Source organism: Variovorax sp. YR566, assembly GCF_051992195.1.
Taxonomy (GTDB): domain Bacteria; phylum Pseudomonadota; class Gammaproteobacteria; order Burkholderiales; family Burkholderiaceae_C; genus Variovorax.
Genome location: NZ_CP197092.1, coordinates 3,312,617 through 3,334,705, shown reverse-complemented (window position 1 = coordinate 3,334,705; position 22,089 = coordinate 3,312,617). Strand labels below are relative to the sequence as shown.

22 protein-coding genes are annotated in these 22,089 nt (G+C 66.4%); 13 read left to right on the top strand and 9 right to left on the bottom strand.

Going from position 1 to position 22,089, the window contains the following annotated elements; genetic code table 11:
* Positions 1 to 115 precede the first annotated feature (115 nt).
* The gene (locus tag ACTG4X_RS15525) at positions 116 to 769 is read left to right on the top strand and encodes a hydrolase (RefSeq protein WP_307614597.1); all 654 of its coding nucleotides are present in this window, start codon (positions 116 to 118) and stop codon (positions 767 to 769) included.
* Positions 770 to 863: 94 nt separating this feature from the next.
* On the opposite strand, the gene ACTG4X_RS15520 is transcribed toward ACTG4X_RS15525, so the two are convergent.
* A complete protein-coding gene (locus tag ACTG4X_RS15520; protein WP_307614596.1) occupies positions 864 to 1,940 on the bottom strand; it encodes a LacI family DNA-binding transcriptional regulator in 1,077 nt (358 codons plus the stop codon).
* Between the two features lie 113 nt (positions 1,941 to 2,053).
* Between ACTG4X_RS15520 and ACTG4X_RS15515 the strand changes: the two genes are divergently transcribed.
* The 6 genes from ACTG4X_RS15515 (at position 2,054) to ACTG4X_RS15490 (ending at position 8,563) form a co-directional block, all read left to right on the top strand.
* Entirely contained in the window at positions 2,054 to 3,073 is a 1,020-nt protein-coding gene (locus ACTG4X_RS15515) for a TRAP transporter substrate-binding protein (protein WP_093176764.1), read from the top strand.
* A gap of 6 nt (positions 3,074 to 3,079) precedes the next feature.
* A complete protein-coding gene (locus ACTG4X_RS15510) occupies positions 3,080 to 4,975 on the top strand; it encodes a TRAP transporter large permease (RefSeq protein WP_307614595.1) in 1,896 nt (631 codons plus the stop codon).
* Positions 4,976 to 5,018: 43 nt separating this feature from the next.
* Positions 5,019 to 5,558 carry a VOC family protein gene (locus ACTG4X_RS15505; RefSeq protein ID WP_307614594.1) on the top strand — a complete coding sequence of 180 codons (540 nt, stop codon included), beginning with the start codon at positions 5,019 to 5,021 and terminating at the stop codon, positions 5,556 to 5,558.
* 5 nt (positions 5,559 to 5,563) lie between these two features.
* Positions 5,564 to 6,832 carry a ribulose-bisphosphate carboxylase large subunit family protein gene (locus tag ACTG4X_RS15500; RefSeq protein WP_440534226.1) on the top strand — a complete coding sequence of 423 codons (1,269 nt, stop codon included), beginning with the start codon at positions 5,564 to 5,566 and terminating at the stop codon, positions 6,830 to 6,832.
* Complete coding sequence (locus ACTG4X_RS15495; RefSeq protein ID WP_440534225.1) at positions 6,829 to 8,157, top strand: four-carbon acid sugar kinase family protein; 1,329 nt, start codon at positions 6,829 to 6,831, stop codon at positions 8,155 to 8,157. The genes ACTG4X_RS15500 and ACTG4X_RS15495 overlap by 4 nt, the downstream gene beginning before the upstream one ends.
* Positions 8,158 to 8,326: 169 nt before the next feature.
* Positions 8,327 to 8,563, top strand: a complete 237-nt coding sequence (locus ACTG4X_RS15490; protein WP_307614591.1) for a hypothetical protein — start codon at positions 8,327 to 8,329, stop codon at positions 8,561 to 8,563.
* Positions 8,564 to 8,595: 32 nt separating this feature from the next.
* Here ACTG4X_RS15490 and ACTG4X_RS15485 read toward each other — a convergent pair whose 3' ends face one another.
* The 4 genes from ACTG4X_RS15485 to araD are packed head-to-tail and all read right to left on the bottom strand — an operon-like array spanning position 8,596 to position 13,238.
* The gene (locus ACTG4X_RS15485) at positions 8,596 to 9,702 is read right to left on the bottom strand and encodes an SMP-30/gluconolactonase/LRE family protein (RefSeq protein WP_093078213.1); all 1,107 of its coding nucleotides are present in this window, start codon (positions 9,700 to 9,702) and stop codon (positions 8,596 to 8,598) included.
* Between the two features lie 29 nt (positions 9,703 to 9,731).
* A complete protein-coding gene (locus tag ACTG4X_RS15480; RefSeq protein WP_307614590.1) occupies positions 9,732 to 10,712 on the bottom strand; it encodes a Bug family tripartite tricarboxylate transporter substrate binding protein in 981 nt (326 codons plus the stop codon).
* Between the two features lie 32 nt (positions 10,713 to 10,744).
* Complete coding sequence (locus ACTG4X_RS15475; protein WP_307614589.1) at positions 10,745 to 11,455, bottom strand: ribonuclease activity regulator RraA; 711 nt, start codon at positions 11,453 to 11,455, stop codon at positions 10,745 to 10,747.
* 55 nt (positions 11,456 to 11,510) lie between these two features.
* Positions 11,511 to 13,238 carry an L-arabinonate dehydratase gene (araD, locus tag ACTG4X_RS15470; protein ID WP_307614588.1) on the bottom strand — a complete coding sequence of 576 codons (1,728 nt, stop codon included), beginning with the start codon at positions 13,236 to 13,238 and terminating at the stop codon, positions 11,511 to 11,513.
* Positions 13,239 to 13,345: 107 nt separating this feature from the next.
* Here araD and ACTG4X_RS15465 point away from each other — a divergent pair, with 107 nt between their 5' ends.
* Both ACTG4X_RS15465 and ACTG4X_RS15460 read left to right on the top strand, forming a co-directional pair.
* Positions 13,346 to 14,035: a GntR family transcriptional regulator gene (locus ACTG4X_RS15465; protein WP_093176754.1), complete on the top strand. Its 690-nt coding sequence runs from the start codon at positions 13,346 to 13,348 to the stop codon at positions 14,033 to 14,035.
* A gap of 244 nt (positions 14,036 to 14,279) precedes the next feature.
* The gene (locus ACTG4X_RS15460) at positions 14,280 to 15,068 is read left to right on the top strand and encodes a GntR family transcriptional regulator (RefSeq protein WP_440534224.1); all 789 of its coding nucleotides are present in this window, start codon (positions 14,280 to 14,282) and stop codon (positions 15,066 to 15,068) included.
* A gap of 28 nt (positions 15,069 to 15,096) precedes the next feature.
* Here the strand turns inward: ACTG4X_RS15460 and ACTG4X_RS15455 are convergent, their stop codons facing one another.
* The 4 genes from ACTG4X_RS15455 to ACTG4X_RS15440 are packed head-to-tail and all read right to left on the bottom strand — an operon-like array spanning position 15,097 to position 18,020.
* Positions 15,097 to 15,834 carry an amino acid ABC transporter ATP-binding protein gene (locus ACTG4X_RS15455; protein ID WP_093051925.1) on the bottom strand — a complete coding sequence of 246 codons (738 nt, stop codon included), beginning with the start codon at positions 15,832 to 15,834 and terminating at the stop codon, positions 15,097 to 15,099.
* Positions 15,812 to 16,501: an amino acid ABC transporter permease gene (locus ACTG4X_RS15450; RefSeq protein WP_440534223.1), complete on the bottom strand. Its 690-nt coding sequence runs from the start codon at positions 16,499 to 16,501 to the stop codon at positions 15,812 to 15,814. Before ACTG4X_RS15450 ends, ACTG4X_RS15455 begins: the two co-directional genes overlap by 23 nt.
* A complete protein-coding gene (locus ACTG4X_RS15445) occupies positions 16,501 to 17,169 on the bottom strand; it encodes an amino acid ABC transporter permease (RefSeq protein WP_354337903.1) in 669 nt (222 codons plus the stop codon). The genes ACTG4X_RS15450 and ACTG4X_RS15445 overlap by 1 nt, the downstream gene beginning before the upstream one ends.
* Before the next feature lie 17 nt (positions 17,170 to 17,186).
* Positions 17,187 to 18,020, bottom strand: coding sequence for a transporter substrate-binding domain-containing protein (locus ACTG4X_RS15440; protein ID WP_093176751.1), 834 nt, complete (start codon positions 18,018 to 18,020; stop codon positions 17,187 to 17,189).
* 204 nt (positions 18,021 to 18,224) lie between these two features.
* Between ACTG4X_RS15440 and ACTG4X_RS15435 the strand changes: the two genes are divergently transcribed.
* The 4 genes from ACTG4X_RS15435 to ACTG4X_RS15420 are packed head-to-tail and all read left to right on the top strand — an operon-like array spanning position 18,225 to position 22,084.
* Positions 18,225 to 18,551, top strand: a complete 327-nt coding sequence (locus ACTG4X_RS15435) for a (2Fe-2S)-binding protein (protein WP_440534222.1) — start codon at positions 18,225 to 18,227, stop codon at positions 18,549 to 18,551.
* Positions 18,544 to 19,992 (top strand): FAD-dependent oxidoreductase, encoded by a 1,449-nt coding sequence (locus ACTG4X_RS15430; protein ID WP_440534221.1) that lies wholly within the window; start codon positions 18,544 to 18,546, stop codon positions 19,990 to 19,992. The genes ACTG4X_RS15435 and ACTG4X_RS15430 overlap by 8 nt, the downstream gene beginning before the upstream one ends.
* Positions 19,989 to 21,137, top strand: a complete 1,149-nt coding sequence (locus tag ACTG4X_RS15425) for an NAD(P)/FAD-dependent oxidoreductase (protein WP_440534220.1) — start codon at positions 19,989 to 19,991, stop codon at positions 21,135 to 21,137. The genes ACTG4X_RS15430 and ACTG4X_RS15425 overlap by 4 nt, the downstream gene beginning before the upstream one ends.
* 11 nt (positions 21,138 to 21,148) lie before the next feature.
* The gene (locus ACTG4X_RS15420) at positions 21,149 to 22,084 is read left to right on the top strand and encodes a dihydrodipicolinate synthase family protein (RefSeq protein WP_440534219.1); all 936 of its coding nucleotides are present in this window, start codon (positions 21,149 to 21,151) and stop codon (positions 22,082 to 22,084) included.
* Positions 22,085 to 22,089 lie beyond the last annotated feature (5 nt).

Sequence of the window (22,089 nt, the reverse complement as noted above, 5' to 3'; positions counted from 1 at the left end):
ATGCTACTACCGCATCAAAAGGGGGAACAACAAAATCCTGCTTCGGGCAACGTCGCCGCCGGCGAATGTTTCCCGAAAACCAATCCCGCTCAAAACGGCAACAAAGGATCCATCAATGACTTTTCGCAACGGTCTGGCTTCGCTTCTTCGTCCCGAGGACTCGGTACTCGTCCTTATCGACCACCAGCCCTACCAGCTCGCCAATCTGAACAGCCACGACCCGCAGGCCGTGGTGAACAACACGACCGCCCTGGCGAAGTCCGCCAAGGCCTTCGGCGTCCCTACCATCCTGACGAGCGTGATCGCGGCGCGAGGCGGTCTGCTCTTCCCGCACATCACTGACGTGTTCCCCGGCCAGGAGGTGATCGACCGGACCTTCATCAATACCTGGGAGGATCGGAAGGTCGTCGATGCGGTCAAGGCGACGGGCCGCAAGCAACTGATCATCGCCGGCCTGTGGACGGAGATCTGCGTCGCCATGCCGACGATCCAGGCGCTGGGCGAGGGCTGGGATGTGACGGTGGTCACGGATGCGTCGGGCGGCACTTCGGTTGAGGCCCATGAGGTCGCGATCCAGCGCATGATCCGCGCGGGCGCGAACATGATGACCTGGTTGGCGGTGGCCTCGGAGTGGCAACGCGACTGGGCGCGCACCGAGCACGCCGCAGAGCTGACGGAAGTTCTCAAGCAGCACGCCGGCGGCAGCGGCATAGCCTATCTGTGGGAGCAGCAGCTGCTCAACACGCCGGTGCCGAGCACCGCGGGCTGATCTGGGTGGGGATGAAGAGGACTCCTGAGCGACGCGTCGCGAGAAGGTGGATTGCTTTTCGCAGCCTCGTCATCCCTCTTTCCATGCGCGGCATCTACGGAAGATTCTCCCGAAAGATCACCTGGCTGCGCGTCGTTTCCACGCCGCTCAGCGCCTCGCGCTTGTCGCGCAGGTTGGTGAAGATGCGCACGCAGCTCATCAGCGTGGTGTGCGGACTTTGCGTGATCACCGCGTCCATGCTGCCGTCGATCAGCAGTGAGCGCGTATCGGGCGTGAGCCCATGGCCGATGAAGACCACCTTCTGCTCGCGCCCTGCCTCCTTCAGCGCGCGCGCCACGCCGTCCGATGCGCCACCGATGTTGTAGATGCCGCCCATGTCCGGGTACTGCTCCAGCAGCGCACGCGTCTGCCGGTAGTTCTTGCCCGCGTCGTCCTGCCCTTCGCGCAGCCCCACCACTTCGAGCCGCGGGAACATCTCGTCGATGACGTGCAGGAAGCCGGCCTCGCGCTCTTCGTGCGCCTTGTAGCTCAGGCTGCCCGCAATGAGCGCGACCTTGGCGGCGCGTGCGCCGATGAACCGGCCGATGAGATAGCCCGCCGTGCGACCCGCGGCCCGGTTGTCGAGCCCCACGAACGCGGCGCGCTCGGAGTTCGACAGGTCCGAGATCAGCGTCACCACCGGCAGCCCGCGTGCAGCGAGCGCGGCCACCGCCTCGCGCACCGCCGGATGCTCCAGCGCCATCATCGCAATGCCGTCGCAGCGCTGGCCGTGCCGGCGCAACGCGTCGGCCAGCTCGTGCGGATTGAAGCTCTCGATGAACACCGTACGGCACTGCACGTTGAACGGCGCCCAGTGCTCCTGCGAGTAGCCCACCATATCGCCCAGCATGCGAATGAAGCGGTTGGTGCCGGCCGGCAGCAGGAACACCAGCCGCAGCGGCGGCGGCGTGAGCGCCGCATACAGCTCGGGGCCGGGCAGGTAGTCGAGCTCGCCCGCGGCCTTGAGCACGCGCTGCACCGTGGCGTCGCGCACGCCGGGGCGGCGGTTGAGCACGCGGTCGACCGTGGCGGTCGAGACCTGCGCCGCGCGGGCGATGTCGACCACGCGGGCACGCCGCACGTCGCGTGGCGAATCCGTGGGCCCGGAAATGAGTGAAGGGTTTTCCCGCATACATCAAAAACCATCAGGCAGAAGTTTGACCCAAATCATGCATCCTTCTATCTTCCCTGGGCCTTGAAGCCCATGGTGCATCAGATTGCATCAATCGCATAACGGAGACAGACATGACCTCGCTGACCCGCAGGAGTGCCCTGCGCACCCTTTCCGCCCTCCCCGCCGCCGGCATCGTCGCGGCCCTGCCGCGCATCGCACGCGCCGCCGAGTTCTCGTACAAGTACGGCAACAACCTGCCGCTGACGCACCCGCTGAACATCCGCGCACAGGAGGCGGCCGACCGCATCGCGAAAGAAACCAAGGGCCGCGTCGAGATCAAGATCTTCCCCAACAACCAGCTCGGCGGCGACACCGACATGCTTGCGCAGGTGCGCTCGGGCGGCATCGAGTTCTTCACGCCCTCGGCGCTCGTCATCGCCACGCTGGTGCCGGTGGCTGCCATCAATGCAGTGGGCTTCGCGTTCAGCGACTACAGCCAGGTGTGGGCCGCCATGGACGGCAAGCTCGGCGCGCACGTGCGCGGCGCCATTGCCAAGTCACGCCTCTATGCCTTCGAGAAGATGTGGGACAACGGCTTTCGCCAGACCACCAGCAGCAAGGCCGCGGTGGCGAACGCCAAGGACATGGACGGCCTGAAGATCCGCGTGCCCGTGAGCCCGCTGTCGATCTCGATGTTCAAGGGCCTGGGCGCCGCACCCGCAAGCCTGCAGTTCAGCGAGGTGTATTCGGCGCTGCAGACGAAGATCGTCGACGCGCAGGAAAACCCGTTGCCCATCATCCAGGTGGCCAAGCTGTTCGAGGTGCAGAAGTTCTGCTCGCTCACCAACCACATCTGGGACGGCTACTGGTTCATTGCCAACGGCCGCGCCTGGGACGCCCTGCCCGACGACCTGAAGACCATCGTGGCGCGCGCGATCAACGACGCCGGCATGCAGCAGCGCGACGACATCAGGAAGCTCAACGAGTCGGTGGTCGGCGACCTGCAGGCCAAGGGCCTCACCATCAACCGGCCGGCTGCCGACAGCTTCCGCGCCAAGCTGCGAGAGTCGGGTTTCTACGGCGAATGGAAGGGCCGCTTCGGCCCGGAGGCCTGGGCGCTGCTCGAAGGCGCGGTCGGCAAGCTGGCCTGACGATCCATGGCGCATGAATCGACTTTCGAGGCGGCCGCCTTTGCTGGCGCCGGCGCTTCGGCCAACCCGCTGAGCGGCATGGCGTCGCGCTGCGACCGCTTGCTCGGCGCAGCGGTCGAGGCCGTGGCCGCGCTGCTGGTGCTGGCCGAGATCTGCGTGCTGTTCGCTGGCGTGGTGTCGCGCTACGTGTTCCATGCGCCACTGGTGTGGTCGGACGAGCTCGCATCCATCCTCTTCCTGTGGCTGTCGATGCTCGGCGCCGTAGTGGCACTGCGGCGCGGCGAGCACATGCGCATGACCGCGCTGGTGCAGAAGGTGCAGCCGCAGACGCGCGCCATGCTCGACGCCTTCGCCATCGCCGCGTCGGTCACGTTCCTGGTGCTGATCATCTGGCCCTCGATCGACTACGCGCACGAAGAGTCGTTCATCGTCACGCCCGCACTCGAGATCAGCAACGCATGGCGCGCTGCGGCCATTCCGGCGGGCATCGGCATCATGCTGGTGATGGCGCTGCTGCGCCTGTTGCGCGTGTGCACCGGCCGGCAGATTGCGGTCGCCCTCGTCGGCATGGCCGCGCTGGTGGGCGCCTTCTGGCTTGCCGCACCGGTGTTCGCGACGCTCGGCAAATTCAACCTGGTGATCTTCTTCGTGGTCATCGTGGCGGCCACGGTGCTCTCGGGCGTGCCCATTGCCTTCTCGTTCGCGCTGGCCACCTTCGGCTACCTGGCGCTCACCACGCGCACGCCGCTGCTGGTGATGGTCGGGCGGCTCGACGAAGGCATGTCGCACCTCATCCTGCTGGCGGTGCCGCTGTTCATCTTCCTGGGTGCGCTCATCGAGATGACCGGCATGGCGCGCGCCATGATCCAGTTCCTGGCCAGCCTGCTGGGCCACGTGCGTGGCGGCCTCTCCTACGTACTGATCGGCGCCATGTACCTGGTGTCGGGCATCTCGGGTTCGAAGATTGCCGACATGGCGGCCATCGCGCCCGTTCTCTTCCCCGAGATGACCAAGCGTGGCGCCAAGCCCGGCGACCTGGTGGCGCTGCTGGCGGCCACCGGCGCGCAGACCGAGACCATTCCGCCGTCGATCGTGCTGATCACCATCGGCTCGGTCACCGGCATCTCGATTGCGGCGCTGTTCACGGGCGGCCTGTTGCCGGCCGTGGTGCTGGGCGCCGCGCTGTGCGTGGTGGTCTGGTGGCGCTATCGCCGCGAAGACCTGAGCGCCGTGCAGCGCTACAGCAAACGAGAAATCGGCAAGCTGCTGCTGGTTGCGCTGCCCGCCGTGCTGTTGCCCTTCGTGATCCGCGCCGCCGTGGTCGAGGGTGTGGCCACGGCCACCGAAGTGTCGACTATCGGCATCGTCTACTCGGCCATCGTCGGCCTGGTTGTCTACCGCCAGTTCGACTGGAAGCGGCTCAAGCCGATGCTGATCGACACCGCCTCGCTGTCGGGCGCCATCATCTTCATCGTCGGCTGCGCCACGGCCATGGCCTGGGGCCTCACGCAGTCGGGCTTCTCGCAGGACCTGGCGCGACTCATGGGCACGCTGCCCGGCGGAGCCTACGGTTTCCTGGCCGTGTCGATCGTCGCCTTCATCGTGCTGGGCAGCGTGCTCGAGGGTATTCCGGCCATCGTGCTGTTCGGGCCACTGCTGTTCCCCATCGCCAAGGCCGCGGGGGTGCACGAGGTGCACTACGCGATGGTCGTGATCTTCTCCATGGGCATCGGCCTGTTCGCGCCGCCCTTCGGCGTCGGCTACTACGGCGCCTGCGCCGTGAGCAAGGTCAATCCCGACGAAGGCATCAGGCACATCTGGGGCTACATCGGCGCGATGCTGGTCGGCCTGGTGATCGTGGCCGCGTTTCCGTGGTTCTCGACCGGCTTCCTCAAATTCTGATGAACACCACAACAACACACTCACATCCACGGAGCCAACCGCAATGAGTCGATTCCTCGGCGAGATCCGCCAGCTGGGCTATGTCGTGCACGACATCGAAGCCGCCATGGACTACTGGAGCACCAGGCTGGGCGTGGGCCCCTGGTTCTACAACCCGCGCGTGCCCATCAAAAACTACCGCTACAACGGCGAAGCGCACGAGCCGCACAACTCGGTAGCACTCGCCAACTCGGGCTATGTGCAGGTCGAACTCATCCAGACGCGCAACGACGTGCCTTCGATGTACCGAGACTTCCTGCAGGCCGGCCGCACAGGGCTGCAGCACGTCGCCTACTGGACGGCCGACTACGACGCCGACCTCGCGCGCCTCACCAAGCAGGGCTTCAAGCCGGTGATGAGTGGCGAAGTGGGCGAGCGCGGGCGCTTCATCTACTTCGACACCGAGTACCACCCGGGCACCGTCATCGAGCTGTCGGAAGTCGCGGGCCCGAAGGGCAGGATGTTCGACCTCATCCGCAACGCGTCGGAAGGCTGGGACGGCAGCGAGCCGGTGCGGCCCTTTCCCGACCTGAGCAAGCTGTGAGCGTGATGGCGCCTGAACGCATCCGCGCTCGCTATCTCATCGAGACGCCGCTGGACCCGGCCGCCGTGGCCGAGGTGATGGCCGGCGAGCAATCGTGCGGCACCTTCACACGGGTCGAAGGCGAGACCGATGCGCTGCGCGAACGCGCACGCGCCACGGTCGAAGCGATCACCGAACTGGCACCAGCTGCGACGCCATCGCTGCCCAATGCCCTGCTCGAACGCAAAGGCACGCGCGGCCCGTGGCGGCGTGCGCATGTCGACATCGCGTTTCCGGTAGCGAACATCGGCGCCAACCTGCCGACCCTGGCCGCAACGGTGTCGGGCAACCTGTATGACCTGGGCGAAGTGACGGGGCTGCGGCTGGAATCGCTGCAGGTGCCCGCGAGCTATCGCGCTCAGTTCGAGATGCCGCGCGCCGGCATCGCCGGCACACGGCGCGCGACCGGCGTGGCGAGCGGCGCGCTGGTCGGCACCATCATCAAGCCGAACGTCGGCCTTTCCGCCGCGCAGACCGCCGACCTCGTCGGCCGGCTCTGTGCGGCAGGCGTCGACTTCATCAAGGACGACGAGGTGTGCGCCGACCCCGCACACGCCCCGCTGGCCGAGCGCGTGCCCGCCGTGATGGCTGTCGTGCGCGCGCACCAGCAGCGCACCGGCAAGCACGTGATGGTGGCCTTCAACATCACCGACGAGACCGACGCGATGAAGCGGCATGCCGATCTCGTCGAGCGCGAAGGCGGCTCGTGCGTCATGGCCAGTTTGAACTGGTGCGGGCACTCGGGTATCCAGACGCTGCGTCGGCACACGGGGCTTGCGCTGCACGGCCACCGCAATGGCTACGGTGCACTGTCGCGGCATCCGCTGCTGGGCATTTCGTTCCAGGCGTACCAGACGCTGTGGCGCCTGGCGGGTGTGGACCACATGCACGTTCACGGGCTGCAGGGCAAGTTCTCGCAGCCCGACAGCGAAGTGATCGAGTCGGCGCAGGACTGCTTCACACCGCTGACCGATGCGGCGGACGATCGCGTGATGCCGGCGTTTTCTTCGGGCCAATGGGCCGGCACCGTGCCTGCGACTTGGAAAGCCATCGGCAGCGACGACCTGCTCTTCATGGCCGGCGGCGGCATCCTCGCGCACCCCGGCGGCGCGGCGGCGGGCGTGACGAGCATCCGGCAAGCATGGTCGGCCGCTCGGGCGGGCGTGTCGCTGGCGGATGCAGCCAAGGACCAGCCCGAGCTGGCCCACGCCCTCGCCTTCTTCGGCAAGCCATGAGGCCCTGCCCGCCGATCGTCTACTACGGCGACGATTTCACCGGCGCAACCGACACCCTCGGCACCGCGGCGCGCGCGGGACTGCGTGCACTGCTGTTCCTGAAGACGCCCGATGCCGCGCGGCTGGAGCGCACGGGGCCGCTCGACGTGCTGGGCATCGCGGGCGCGGCGCGCGCCATGACGCCCGAGGAAATGCAGGCCGAACTCCGCCCCGTGGCCACGCTGTTCCGCTCGCTCGGCGCGCGCGTGCTGCACTACAAGACCTGTTCGACCTTCGACAGCGCGCCGCACATCGGTTCGATCGGTGCGGCAGTGCGCGTGCTGCGCGCGGCGGTGCAGCAGCCATGGACCGCCATCGTCGGCGGGCAGCCCAACCTGGGCCGCTACTGCCTCTTCGGCAACCTCTTCGCTGCGGCGGGTAGCGGCGGCGAGGTCTTTCGCATCGACCGGCATCCAACGATGAGCCGGCATCCCGTCACACCGATGGACGAGGCGGATCTGCGGCTGCACCTGACAAAGCAGGGGCTGGCAGATGTGCGCTCCATGCCGTTCACCGCCGCATCGCGCGGCAGCGATTCGCTCGACACCGCGCTGCGGCAGGCACTGCACTCGCCGCCAGCAGATGCAGTGCTGTTCGACGTGGCCGACGCGACGCAGCTGCGGGCCATCGGCGAAGTGCTGTGGGCCAGGGCGCAAAGCGCCACGCTGCTGGCTGCGGGGCCGAGCAGCGTGGTGGATGCGCTGGCAATGGCGATGCCCTCGTCGCACAAGGAAGGCGGCAGTGCCCCGACGGCGCGTACCGCCGTGCCTCCGGCGAAGGGGCCGGTGCTGGTGCTTGCGGGAAGCCTGTCGCCTGTCACGGCGCGGCAGGTGGCGGCGGCGAAATCGTTCGATATCGTGTGGCTCGATGCGTCAGGAATCGCGCAGCGGGACGCAGCCACGCTGGAACGTCATGCTCGAGACATCGCGAACGGGCTCGTCAGCGGCCGCAATGTGCTGGCCTGCACCCGTCCCCCCAAGCCGCTGCCGCTCGAAAGAGGCATCGATCCCCAAGCCTTGGCGCGCGCTGGCGGCGATCTGCTCGCCAGAGTGCTGGCAATGGTGCCATTGCAGCGCGTGGGCATTGCCGGAGGCGACACCTCGAGTCATGCAGTGCAGGCGCTCAATGCCTGGGGGCTTTCCTACGTGGCGGACATGGGCGCCGGCACCTCGTTGTGTCGCGTGCACAGCGACGACGACGCGCTCGACGGGTTGGAAATCATGCTCAAGGGTGGCCAGATGGGCTCGGACGACGTGTTCGAGCGTCTGGTGCGCGGCTCAGCCTAGACCTGGCTCCCGGCGTCCAACAGGCTGTCGCTTTGCGCATCCTATAAATGCGGGATCCCGAAAAAGCTCTCTTCAGGTCAACTGCGCCTTCGGGAAGTTTGACGGAAGCGAAGCAATGCCTAGACCCCCCATTCACAACGCAACGATCACCTTGAAGCTGCCATCCGACATGGAGACCAACGCCGAGATCAAGGCCTTGCGCGCCGCCGGCATACCGGTCGACGCGCTCGGCAACGCGGAGCGGGGCTTTCTTTTCGTGCGCTTCAGCGACGGATGGAGAAACCACGCCAACATCTTCCGATGGTTCGCCGGTGACATCGGACAAGACCCTCGCAACAGCGGCATCAAGCCGGGTCCCCGGCGGCGCAGAGCGGCATTCTCAAGCTGCATGCCCAATCATCGCTAGACGCCCATCCATCGATTGGCACGGGGGGCGCCTCAGACGGCGCCGTGGGCTTCGACATAGAGCGCATAGAGCGAATGGCTGCTTGCCATGTAGAGGCGATTGCGCTTCGGGCCCCCGAATTCGAGATTCGGGCAGCGCTCGGGCAGGCGGATGAAGCCGATGGGCTTGCCCTGCGAATTGAAGATCTTCACGCCGTCCATCTCTTCCGACTTGCCTGTCGGCAGGTAAGCCTTCATGCCACCACCGATGTCCGTAGGTTCGGCCGCAACCGCGCCCGTGTAGCCCCACCCGCACCAGAGATTGCCGTCGCGGTCGACGCGAAAGCCGTCAAAAGCACCCGGCCCGTCGGCGTCGATCAGCTTGGTCTTGTTCGAAACGCCTGTGCCGTCCGGTGACACGTCGTAGCTCCAGATGCTGCGGTTTGGCGTTCCCTTCCATTCGACGACGTAGAGCTTCTTCTCGTCGGGCGAGAACGCCAGGCCGTTCGGATTGACGAGATCGGTGATCACCGCGGTGAGCTTGCCGTCCTTCGCGATGCGGTACACGTTGGTCGTCGCCTGCTCCGGCACGGCCTTGAAACCTTCCCACTCGCCGTTGATGCCGAAGGTGGGATCGGTGAACCAGACGGTGTCGTCCGACTTGACGACGACGTCATTCGGCGCGTTGAGGCGTCTGCCTTCGTAGTTGTCGGCCAGCACTGTCATGCGCCCATCCTTCTCGGTGCGGACCACGCGCCGCGTCACCGAGTGCTCGCAGGTGATCAACCGCCCCTGCCGATCACGGGTGTTGCCATTGGCATAGTTCACGTTGGTCTTGTGCACGGAGAACTTACCGGTCTTCTCGTCGTACTTCATCAGCCGGTTGTTCGGAATGTCGCTCAGGAGCAGGTAGCCATGCTCGGGAAAGTAGACCGGGCCCTCGGCCCAACGCATGCCCGTGCCGAGCTGTTCCACCGTGCTGCTGTAGATCCGGTACTTGGCGAAGCTCGGGTCGAGGATCATCACGGACGGATCGGGGTAGCGCTGGTTGGGTTTGAAATCGAAAGCTTGCGCGCCGGCCAGGCCGCTGAGCGCCGCGGCTCCTGCGCCCGCAGCCGTCCTGAGCAACTGGCGTCGTCGATGGTTGATATCGCTCTGCATCGGAGGTCTCCTCATGTGGTTGCGAAAACTCAATCGGCCACCGCGCCCGACTTCTTCACCAGCTCGGCCCAGCGCGGAATTTCCTTGGCCATGAAGTCACGCAGTTCTTCCGGCGTACTGCCCACAATCTCCATCGCCAGCTGGTCCGAGAGCTTGGCCTGCACGTCGGGCTGCCTGAGCGCCTTCACGATCTCTGCATTGAGGCGCTGCACGATCGGCCTGGGCGTGCCCTTGGGCGCGTACACCGCCTGCCACGACGACATCTCGAAGCCGGGAATGCCCGACTCGATCATGGTCGGCAGCTCGGGCACCAGCGCGATGCGCTTGCCGGTGGTCACGGCCAGCAGCTTGAGCTTGCCGCTCTTGACCAGTGGCAGCGCGGCCGTCACCTGGTCGAACACGAAGGGCACCTGCCCTGCGGCCACGTCGGTCAGGGCCGGCGGCGTGCCCTTGTACGGCACGTGGGTGAGCTTCACGCCGATGAGGTCGGCGAACATCTCGCCGGCCAGGTGGGTGGAGGTGCCGGCACCGGAAGAGGCAAAGGTGCGCTTGCTTTCGTCCTTCTTCAGCAGGGCCACCAGTTCGGCCACCGAGTTCACGCCTAGTTGGCTGTTGACGATCAGCACGTTGGGCAGGCGCGCGACCAGCGAGACGGGCTCGAAGTCCTTCATCGGGTCGTAGGTCAGCTTCTTGTACAGGCTGGCGTTGATCGCGTGCGTGCTGATGGTCCCGCCGAAGAGCGTGTAGCCGTCGGGTGCGGCCCTGGCCACGTAGGCGGCGCCGATGCCGCCGGCCTGGCCGGGCTTGTTGTCGACCACCACCGATTGCTTGAGGCTCTCGCCCAGCTTCTGGGCCAGCGTGCGGCCCACGATGTCGGTGGAGCCACCGGGGGTGAACGGCACAACGTAGACAATGGGCTTGGCAGCCGGCCATTCGGTGGTCTGGGCCAATGCGACAACGGGGGCGAGCGCGGCCGAAAGCAGCGCCGCAGCGAGGCGGATGAAACGCATGTCTTGTCTCCTTTGTTTTCTTGTCGATGGGCTCAGCGGCCCTTGGCCTGGCGCCAGGTTGCGAAGTCAGTGCGGCTTTGCTCGTCAGTGGGCGGATAGAGGCCGAGGATGGAACGACCTTCGAGCACCTTTTCCTGCACGAAGTCTTCGAAGACGGTCATCTCGGTTGCTTCGGCCGCGACCTCGTCGGCCATGTGGGCCGGTATGACGATCACGCCTTCGGCATCGCCCACGATCACGTCGCCCGGAAACACCGGCGCATCGCCGCAGCCGATGGGCACGTTGATGTCGATGGCCTGGTGCAGCGTGAGGTTGGTCGGCGCGCTGGGGCGATGGTGATAGGCCGCAAAGCCGAGCTTCGCGATGTCGGGACTGTCGCGAAAGCCGCCGTCGGTCACCACGCCGGCCACGCCGCGCTTCATCAGCCGCGTTACCAGGATGCCGCCAGCCGAGGCGGCGCGCGCATCCTTGCGGCTGTCGATGACCAGCACGGCGCCTTCGGGGCACTGCTCCACCGCCTTGCGCTGCGGATGGTGACGGTCGAGGAAGACGCTGATCGGGTTCAGGTCTTCGCGCGCCGGCATGTAGCGCAGCGTGAAGGCCTCGCCCACCATGTTGGGCAGGCCCGCGTTGAGCGGCCGCACGTCCTGGATGAACTGGTTGCGCAGGCCGCGCTTGAACAAGGCCGTGCACAGGGTGGCGGTGCTCACCTTCATGAGCAGCTCGCGGGTGGCTGGATTCACGTGTTGTCTCCGTTCCTGAAATGAAATGGGAAATGAATTGGCGTTGAAAGGCGAATCAGAAGATGTCGGGCTCTGGCACAGGCTTGCCGAAGCTGGTCTCCAGGAAGTCGAAGTCGCAGCCTTCGTTGGCCTGCTTGATGTGGCGGCCGAACATCCATCCGTAGCCGCGCTCGTAGCGCGGCGGCGGCGGTGTCCACCGGGCCTTGCGCAGGGCGAGTTCCTCGTCACTGATGTCGAGGTGGATGCGCCGTGCGGGCACGTCCACGGTGATGCGGTCACCTGTCTGCACCAGTGCGAGCGGCCCGCCGATGGCCGCCTCGGGCGAACAGTGCAGCAGGCAGCCGCCGTAGCTGGTACCGCTCATGCGCGCATCGGACAGGCGCAGCATGTCTTTCACGCCCTGCTTCAGGAGCTTGGTCGGAATCGGCAACATACCCCACTCCGGCATGCCGGCGCCGCGCGGGCCGGCGTTGCGCAGCACGAGGATGTCGTCGCCCGTCACGTCCAGGTCAGGGTCTTCCACCGCCTTCTTGAGCGCGGGGTAGTCGTCGAACACCAGCGCACGGCCGCTGTGCTGCAGCAGGTGCGGCGCGCAGGCGCTGGGCTTGATCACCACGCCGTCGGGAGCCAGGTTGCCGCGCAAGACGGCCAGCGCGCCTTCGGCATAGATGGGGTTGGCAAGCGGCCGGATGACGTCATCGTCGTAGACCTCGGCGCCTTCGATGTTCTCGCCGAGCGTGCGGCCATTGACGGTGCGCGCGTCGGTGCGCAGGTGGCCGCGGATGCGCTCCAGCATCGCAGGCAGGCCGCCGGCATAGAAGAAGTCTTCCATCAGGTAGGTGTCGCCGCTGGGCCGGATGTTGGCGATGACGGGCACGCGGCGGCTGACGGCATCGAAGTCATCCAGGCTCACGGCATGGCCGGCGCGGCGTGACATCGCGATCAGGTGCACGACGGCATTGGTGCTGCAGCCCATGGCCATCGCGCAGGCGATGCCGTTCTCGAAGTTGGCGCGCGTGAGCATCTTCGCGGGCGTGAGGTCTTCCCACACCATCTCGACAATGCGGCGGCCGCAGTCGGCGCTCATGCGGATGTGGTTGGCGTCCGCTGCGGGAATGCTGGAGGCGCCCGGCAAGCTCAGGCCCACCGCCTCGGCAATGCCCATCATGGTGGCGGCCGTTCCCATGGTCATGCAGGTGCCGTGGCTGCGGGCGATGCCGGCCTCCATCTCTGCCCAGGCCTGCTCGCCCAGCCGGCCGGCGCGGCGCTCGTCCCAGTACTTGAAGGCATCGGAACCGGAGCCCAGCACCTTGCCCTTCCAGTTGCCGCGCAGCATGGGGCCGGCCGGCAGGTAGATGAAGGGAATGTCCATGCTCAGCGCGCCCATCACGAGGCCGGGTGTGGTCTTGTCGCAGCCTCCCATCAGCACCGCACCGTCTATCGGGTGGCTGCGCAGCAGCTCTTCCGTTTCCATCGCGAGGAAGTTGCGGTAGAGCATGGTGGTGGGCTTGACCATGCTTTCCGAAAGCGAAATGGCCGGAAGCTCGAGCGGGAATCCGCCCGCCTGCAGCACGCCGCGCTTGACGTCTTCCACGCGTTGCTTGAAGTGCGCGTGGCACTGGTTGGCGTCGCTCCAGGTGTTGACGATGGCGATTACCGGCTTGCCCATCCAGTCGGCGTAGCTGTAGCCCATCTGCAGCACGCGCGAGCGATGGCCGAAGGAGCGGAAGTCGTCGGGCGCGAACCAGCGGGCGCTGCGAAGGGATTCGTAGGGGCGTTTCATCAGGGTTGTCTCCAGGGCGCGCTGCACCATGAGTGCCGCCTCGCCGATCGCAATCCGGAAATTAAAACACTAATATATCAGTCAGGTCAATGACACAATCGGCAGCGATGAGCGCCCCTCCCAAGATCCGACTTGACCGTACCCGCCTGGCCGCGCCCCAGGTGCTGGAAAAACTGCGCGAGGCCATCCTCTCGCTGGAACTGGCGCCCGGTACCGTGCTGGTGCGGCAGGAACTGGCCGACCGTTTTGGCGTGAGCCAGACGCCGGTGCGCGAAGCGCTGCTGCGCCTGAGCGAAGAAGCACTGGTGGACGTGTTTCCGCAGCATGCGACGCTGGTCAGCCGCATCGACATCGCGGCGGCGCGCGAAGCACATTTCCTGCGCCGCTCCATCGAGCTGGAACTGGTGCACCAGCTGGCACAGCAGGAGTCAGCCGGGCTGGTCGCGCAGCTGAAAGCCATCATCGCCCAGCAGGCTGCGCTGTCGGCGGGGCAGCGCTACGGCGACTTCGTCGACGCCGATCGCGCGTTCCATCGCCTGATGTACGAAGCCGGCAACGTCCTTGGCCTGTGGGACCTGGTGGGTCGGGTGTCCGGGCACGTCGACCGGCTGCGTCGCCTGCACCTGCCTACCGCCGGCAAGACCGAGGCGATCCTGCGCGACCACCGCGCCATCGTGCGCGCCATCGAAGCACAGGACCCGGCCGCCGCCCAGGCCGCGCTTCGCAAGCATCTGTCAGGCACGCTCAGTGCGGTGAACGAGATCTGCCGGCAGTACCCCGACTACGTGCTCGCCTGAATCTTTGGATGCTCGACTTCGGCGAGCCCCTCCCCCGTTCAGAAATCGAGCCGCAACGCGCTGGCTGCGACAACTGCGCCGCCCCGTCTCCACCAGTACTCACCAAGGTAGTTCGTCGCCAACACCTGCCCAATGTTCAGGACCGCCGCGATCTGGTCATCACCATGCGACATTGCCGGACCAGCCGATGGGACATCGTATGCTGTGGCATTCTTCGATTGCACACAGTTTGTAGACAAATCATATGAAACCCAAAGCCGCGATCAAGCCAACGCCGCATGCGAAGCCCGGAAAGACGGCTTCGCCCGGCAAGGTCTCGCGCGCTCGCAAGCCCGCGCAGGCGCCCGTGAAGCGCGCGAAGACCGCTCCGGACGCTTCCGGCGAAGCCTCGACGAACCTGACCGACCGGGCCTACGCGGTCGTGCGGCGGCTCATTCTGCAGCGCGAGCTGACCGGCGGCGAGGTGCTGGTGGAGGGGCGCCTGGCCGAACGGCTCCAGATGTCGCGCACGCCTCTGCGCGAAGCCTTGCTTCGACTCGAAGGCGAAGGCTTGCTTGTGCGGGCCAACGCGCGCTCCTATGCGGTGCGACGCATCACGGCGTCGCACTACTTCCAGTGCCTGCAGGTACGCGAACGACTCGAGTCGCAGGCCGTGTCGCTCTCCATAGGGCATGTGCCCGCAGACCTGGTGCAGCGCCTGCGCAACGACATCCTGTCCCTGGATTCGAGCCAGCAGGGCTCGAGCCACTGGCACGCCGATGACGAGATCCACGGCATGTTCGCGCGTGCATCCGGCAACGCGATGCTGGCCGAGACCATCGCTCATCTGCGCGTGCTGTGCCGCCTCTTCGAGGTGGTCGACCCTTTCAATCGCATCGAGGACGACAGGGCCGAGCACCTGGCGATCCTGGACGCCTACATCGCAGGCAACGAGAAGGCAGCCGAGCAAGCGGTCGTCGCCCACCTGCGCAACCTTGCGCGCTATACGCTCTCAAGGCTCAGCAACGGGCTGGTGACCGAACTCCCGCAGTAGGCCGGGCCGGCAGCGGCGCACGAGCCGATCAGTGCCGCAGTATCTTGCCGACGAACTCGCGGGTGCGTGCCTCGCGGGGTTCGTCGAAGATCTGCCGCGGCGCGCCGATCTCGACCACGTGCCCGTCGGCCATGAAAACGACCTTGCTCGATACCTCGCGTACGAAGCCCATCTCGTGCGAGACGATGAACATCGTCATGCCCTCGGCCGCCAGGAGCCGCACCGTGTCCAGCACTTCGTTGACGAGTTCGGGGTCGAGGGCGGCCGTGACTTCGTCGAGCAGCAGGATGCCCGGCTGCAGCGCCAGTGCGCGCGCGATTGCAACGCGCTGCTGCTGGCCGCCCGACAGCTGGTCGGGGTACGCCTTCAGCTTGGAGCCCATGCCCACCTTCTCGAGCAGCTGGATCGCATAGTCCTCGACCTGCTTGCGCGGGCGTCCCTTGACCTTGATCGGTGCGACGGTCACGTTGTCGAGCACCGTCATGTTCTGGAACAGGTTGTACTGCTGGAACACGATGGCCATCTGCGAACGCAGGCGGCGCAGCTGTTCGCGGTCGTTGTAGTCGAGCGCCTGGCCGTCGATGCGCACCTGGCCCTCGATCGGCGGCAGCAGGCCCATCAGCACGCGCAGCAAGGTGCTCTTGCCCGAGCCCGACGGGCCGATGAGGCTGACGATCTCGCCCTTGTCGACCGACAGGTTGATGCGCTCGAGTACGGTGTGTGAGCCGTAGTTGGCCTTCAGGTCAACGATTTCGAGTTGGGGCAAGCTTTTTCTCCAGGTGTTTTCCGAACCGGGCAAGCGGATAGGACAGCATGAAATAAAGGGCCAGCACCGTGCCGTAGACAAGCGTGGCCGAGAAGCCCTTGTTGTTCATCGTCTTGCCGGCAAAGGCCAGTTCGACGACACCGATCTGCGAGGCCAGCGCGGTGTCCTTGATGAACAGGACGAAGAAGCCGAAGACCGGCGGAAGAATGATCTTCCAGGCCTGCGGGACGATCACGAGGCGCAGCGTCTGCACGTAGCTGAAGTTCATCGCCGCCGCAGCGTCCCACTGGTTGCGGTGCACCGATTCGAGCCCGCTTCGCACGATCTCGGCGATGAATGCGGTGGCGATCAGGCAGACGCTGATCAACGCCACGGTGAACATGGCGAGGTCGGCGTTGAGCCCCTGGAAGATGAAGAACACCAGCATCAGGGTCACGAGGAAGGGGATGCGCCTGAACAGCTCTATGAAGACCGTCGAAGCAACGCGCAGGGGCCGGCCTGCCGGCCGGGTGTCCAGCCTCACGGCCGCGAGCAGAAAGCCCAGCGAGAACCCGACGACGCAGCCGATGGCCGACAAGGCAAAGGTCACGCCCAGCGCCTTCGCGAAGAAGAGCAGGTTGTAGTAGCTGAAGAAACGAGGCAGCTCCTGGAGGATCTGGTCGAGCATCAGAACCACCTCATCTTGGCGCGGAAGAATCGCTTTCCGACGAAGGCCAGCGACAGCGTGGCGATCAGCGTGATCACGATGTAGAGCACCGCGGCAACCGAGAACACCTCGATCGAACGGAAGGTCTCGGAGTTGATGTTGTAGGCCCTTCCGGTGAGTTCCTCGACACCGAATACGGCCGCCATCGACGTGCCGAGGGTCATCAGGATGTACTGGTTGGACAGCGGCGGAAACAGCACGCGCACGATGTGCGGCAGGATCACGTAGCGGATGGTCTGGATGCGCGTGAAGCCCAGCGTCTCGGCGGCCTCCAGCTCAGGCAGGCGCACCGATTCGAAGCCCGCGCGCTGGATCTCTGTGAGGTAGGCACCGGCATTGAGCGTCATGCCGATCAGCACGGCCTGGTACGGCGACAGCAGGATGCCGGCATCGGGCAGCGCGAAGAAGATGAAGAAGATCTGAACCAGCTGCGGCGTATTGGTGAAGAACACCACGTAGGCACCGACGATGCGTCGCGCCCAGCGCGGGCCGTAGGCGCGCACCGAGGCACCGCCAAGGCCGAGCAGCATTCCGAAGGCAAACGCGAGGAACGCGATCTGCAGGCTCAGCCAGGCGCCGCCGATCAGATAGGGCAGGCGCTCCAGCACCGGTGTGTAGTCGAATTGCATGCCCTCCCCTCGCGGCCTTATTTATAGGTCGGTGCGGTGCGCGGATCGTGCAGCATCGGGCCACCGAACCACTTCTTCCAGCGTTCGTCCACGTAGCCGCTCTTGTGCATTTCCTTGACGGCCGCGCTGAGTTTCTCGCGCAAGGCGTCATTGCCCTTCTGCACGCCGATGCCGCAGAAGTAGACCTCGATCGGTGCGTCCACGATGCGCCAGTCGACCTTGTGCTTGGCCGTGTGCTCGGTCATGAAGTCCATCACGTCGATCATTGCATCGGCCCGGCCCTGGGCAATGGCGCGCACCGCATCGGGGTAGTTGTCGAGCAGCAGCAGTTGCGCCTTGGGCAGCTTTTCCTGTACCAGCTTCACGGGCGTCGCGCCGCGCACCTCGACCAGTCTCACTGCCGGGTCGTTGAGCTCCATCCAGTCCTTGTAGGGTTTGGCCTTGGTGGTCAGCACGCCCAGCACCTCGGTGTGCAGCGGCACGGTGAAGTCGATCACCTTCTGGCGCTCGGCCGTGATCGTCATGGCGCCGAGCACCGCATCGATCTTGCCGCTGCTCACGAAGGGAATGCGGTCGGGCGAGCCGACCTGCACGATCTCGGTCTTGACGCCCAGCAGTTCGCCGAGCTTGCGCGCGATGTCCACATCGAAGCCGTCGATTTCATTCTTGTCATTGAAGATGCCCAGCGGAGGCAAGGTCGGATTGACGCCGATCACGAGCTTCTTGCTGGCCACGATTTCATCGAGCGTGCGTGCCGAGCCCGTGGCCGGCAGGCCCATCAGCGCCGAACCCAGCGCGAGCGATCCGGCAACCAGGAGGGTGCGGCGGATGGTGTTCCTTATCTGCTTCATCGAGAAAAACTCCTAGAGGGTGAAGGTTGAACCAGTCGCCGAAGCGGCCCGGATGTCGGGAAAAACGGATGCAAGACGAATGCCAGATCGCATTTTGTCTTCAAAAAATATAAGATATATATATTGAATGTATACAATAAACTTCGAGCGGTCCAGTCCAGGCTTCCAGTTCGCGTTTACCCGTTCATTCCGTCACTTCCTCTCATGACGAAAAGCTCAACTTCTGCGATGCCATCGCTGCGCGCCGACCAGGCAGTGCAGCGCGGACCTGCGGTGCGTTTCATGGCCGACGGCTGTATGGTCGACGCGTTCGAGGGCGAGAGCGTCGCGGCGGCGCTGTTTGCCGCAGGACAGCGCGAACTCCGGCGCAGTCCGCGCGACAACGCACCGCGCGGAATGTTCTGCCTCATGGGCTCCTGCCAGGAATGCCTCGTATGGGTGGGCGGGCACAAGCTGCCGGCCTGCCAGGTGCCGGCGGCGGCGGGCCTGGAGATCGAGTCGCTCGACTACCGGGAGCAGCGTCTTGGCTGAAGCGCCCCCTTCCCCCATCGATCTGCTGGTGATCGGCGCCGGACCGGCCGGCGCACGCGCCGCGCTGCGCGCGCAGGCCTGCGGCCTCGACGTCTTGCTGGTCGATGAGAACTCCGACGCGGGAGGACAGGTGTGGCGTCCCCTGCCCCCGGGCTTCACGCGGGCGGCGGGCATTCGGCCCTCGGACGAAGCCGTACAGGGCGACGCCCTGCGCGACGAGTTAAGTCGTTCCGGCATCCGATGCCTGTTCGGTCACAAGGTGTGGAACGTGGGCAGCAGCCTTCGCACCGACCTGATCGGCCCAAAGGGCGTGACAAGCTGGCAGCCGCGCGCATTGCTCGTGGCAACGGGCACGACCGAGCGGGTCATTCCCTTCGCCGGCTGGACCCTGCCCGGCGTCATCGGCCTGGCCGCCGCCACGATCCTCCTCAAGTCCCAGAACATGCTGCCCGGGCGCCGCACGGTGGTGGCAGGCAGCGGCCCCCTGCTGCTGGCTGTGGCGAGCGGCATCCTCAAGGCCGGCGGCGAGGTCGCTGCCGTGCTGGACCTGTCCAGCCGGGCCGATTGGCTGCAGACCTTGCCTTCGCTGACCGGCCGGCCCGATCTGCTGTGGCAGGGCGTGCAATGGAAGGCGCTCCTGCGCAAGGCGCGTGTGCCGCTGCTCTATCGCCACGGCATCGCGTCGGTCGAAGCGCTCGGCGACGGATTCCTCGTTCACGCGCGGCAGGTCGACATGACCGGTGCGCCCGTTGCGCATGCCGCGCCTGTGGCTTTCGAGGCGGACGCTGTTGCGGTGGGGCACGGCCTTGTGCCCGGCACCGACGTCACCCGGCTGCTGCGTGCGCGCCACCGCTACGAAGCGGCGCGTGGCGGCTGGATTGCCGAGACCGATGCGCAGGGCCGCACCTCCGTCGCCGGTCTGTACGTCGCGGGCGACGGGGCTGGCATTGCCGGTGCCGCCGCAGCCGGCGCCCACGGCGAGCTTGCTGCCGTGGCCTGCGCCCACGATCTGGGCCGATTGACGGCCGAGGCCCACTCGCGCGAACGCGATCGACTGCTCGCGCAATGGCACAAGCCCGCCCGCTTCGGGCGCGCAATGGCGGGTCTGATGGCACTGCGCGAAGGCGCCGTCGCGAGCATTGCGCCCGACACGGTGGTCTGCCGCTGCGAAGACGTGACCCGAGCCGAGATCGATGCCGCCGCGCGCGATGGCGCCCGCGACATGAACCAGCTCAAGGCCTGGACACGCTGCGGCATGGGCCCCTGCCAGGGCCGCACCTGCGGGGACATCGCGGGCGCCCTGCTCGCTGCTCACGCAGGCAGCCGCGAAGCCGTGGGCTGCTTCACGGGCCGGGCCCCGCTGCGTCCGGTCTCGCTCGCCGAGGTGGCCGGCAACTACACCTATGCCGACATCCCGATCCCGAAGGCGGCGCCGCTGTGAGCGGCAACGTGCGCTCCTCGGCCGCGTACGACGCGGTCGTGATCGGTGGCGGCGTCATGGGCTGCTCAACCGCGCTGCATCTCGCGCAAGGCGGCATGCGGGTCGCACTGGTCGATCGCGGGCCCCTGTGCCGCGAGGCATCCGGCGTCAACGCCGGCACGCTGACGCTGCACATGACACGCGCCGCGCTGGTGCCCTATGCAATGCGCGCCTGGCAAATGTGGATGGACGCCGAGAAATGGCTGGGCATGAGCGTGCTCGCGACCCATGTGCCGGGCCTCACGCTGGCCTTTACCGAGGCCGAGTGCGAACTGGTCGAACTGCGCGCCAAGGCGCGCCGCGAATACGGTGCGCCGATCGAAGTCATTTCGCCGGCGCGCGCGAGAGAGATCGAGCCCGGCGTGCACCCCGGCCTGCTGAAGGCGGGCTACTGCGACATCGATGGCTTCGCAAGCGCCTATCTCACGGGCCGCGCCTTCCGCCATGCGCTCACGGCCGCCGGCGTCGACGTGCTCGAGAACGCGCCCGTCGAGGGCATCGACTCCGGGGACGCGGGCCACGTGATCCGCTTTGGCGGCGCGGCGAGCCGGCCGCCCTTGCAGGCGACGCGCGTGGTCCTCGCAGGCGGGGTGTGGATCGAGAACATGCTCGCCTGGCTCGGCGTGCAGATCCCGATCAAGGTGCTGATCAACCAGCTCATCATCACCGAGCGCGTGCGACCGGTGATGCGCACAGTGCTCAGCGTCGCCAACGGGTTGTTGTCGCTCAAGCAGTTCGCCAACGGCACCGTGCTGATCGGCGGCGGCTGGCAGGGCGAAGGCGACCGCGAGCGCGGTGGCATCGAAGCCCGTCCGCAGAATCTCGTGGGCAACATGCGCCTGGCGGCCTATGCCCTCCCCGCTTTGGCCGAGGCCCGCATCGCGCGCATCTGGCTCGGCCTTGAGGCCGAGACGGCCGACGCCATGCCGATCATCGGCGACGTGCCCGGCGTGCCGCGGGCCTACGTGGTCGGCAGCGCCCACTCGGGCTACACCAGCGGTCCGTTCATGGGCCGGATCATGGCCCAGCACATCCTCGGGCAGCAGCCCGAACTGCCTCTTTTCGATCCCGCCCGCCTGTTGGGCATGCCGATGCCCGGCACTTGATAACCCGATCCATGATTCCCCAACAACCCGACGCTTTCCACGGCATCTATGCTGCCACCCTGTGCCCGCTGCTCGACGACGGCCGCATCGACGAAGCAACGCTGGCGCGCCATCTCGAGGCCAACGCCTTTGTGCCGGGCATGAAGGGCCTGCTGATCAACGGCCATGCCGGCGAGAACTTCTCGCTCTCGCGCGAGGAAAAGCGCCGGGTGACCGAGATCGCATTCGAGGTTTGCGGCGAACGATCGCTGCTGGTGTGCGGCATCAATGCCGAAGACAGCTTCGAGGCCCAGCGCCATGTCGACGACGCCAAGGCGGCCCGGGCCGATGCCGCGCTGGTCTTCCCGCCGTTCTCGTGGGCACTCTCGCAGGACTCGCGCATGGCGGTAACGCACCACCGGATTGCCAATGCCAACGCGCGGATGCCCCTGATGCTCTACCAGGCCGGCGTCAACGCAGGCACCCTCGCCTATCGTCCCGAGGTGCTGGCAGAGCTCGCCCAGATGCCGCATGTGGTCGGCATCAAGGAAGGAAGCTGGGAGGCGGCGGCCTACGAGGCCAACCGCCGCCTGGTGAAGCGGGTGGCGCCGCACGTCGCGATGATGGCCTCGGGCGACGAGCATCTGCTGACCTGCTTCGCGATCGGCAGCGAAGGCAGCCTGGTGAGCCTGGCCGCGGTCGTTCCCGAACTGGTGATCGACCTCGACCTTGCGATCAAGCGTGGCGACCTCGCGCAGGCACGCAAGCTCAACGACCGCATCTACCCGCTCGCCAAGGCGATCTACGGCACCGCGCCCGGCGGATATGCCACGGCGCGCCTGAAGACCTGCCTCAAGCTGCTGGGCCGCTTTCCGAGCGACGCCATGCGCCCCCCGATAGGACCGCTGCCGCGCGATGAAATCGCGGCACTGGAACGTGCGCTGGCCGAGGCCGGCGTGCACGCCTGAACCGA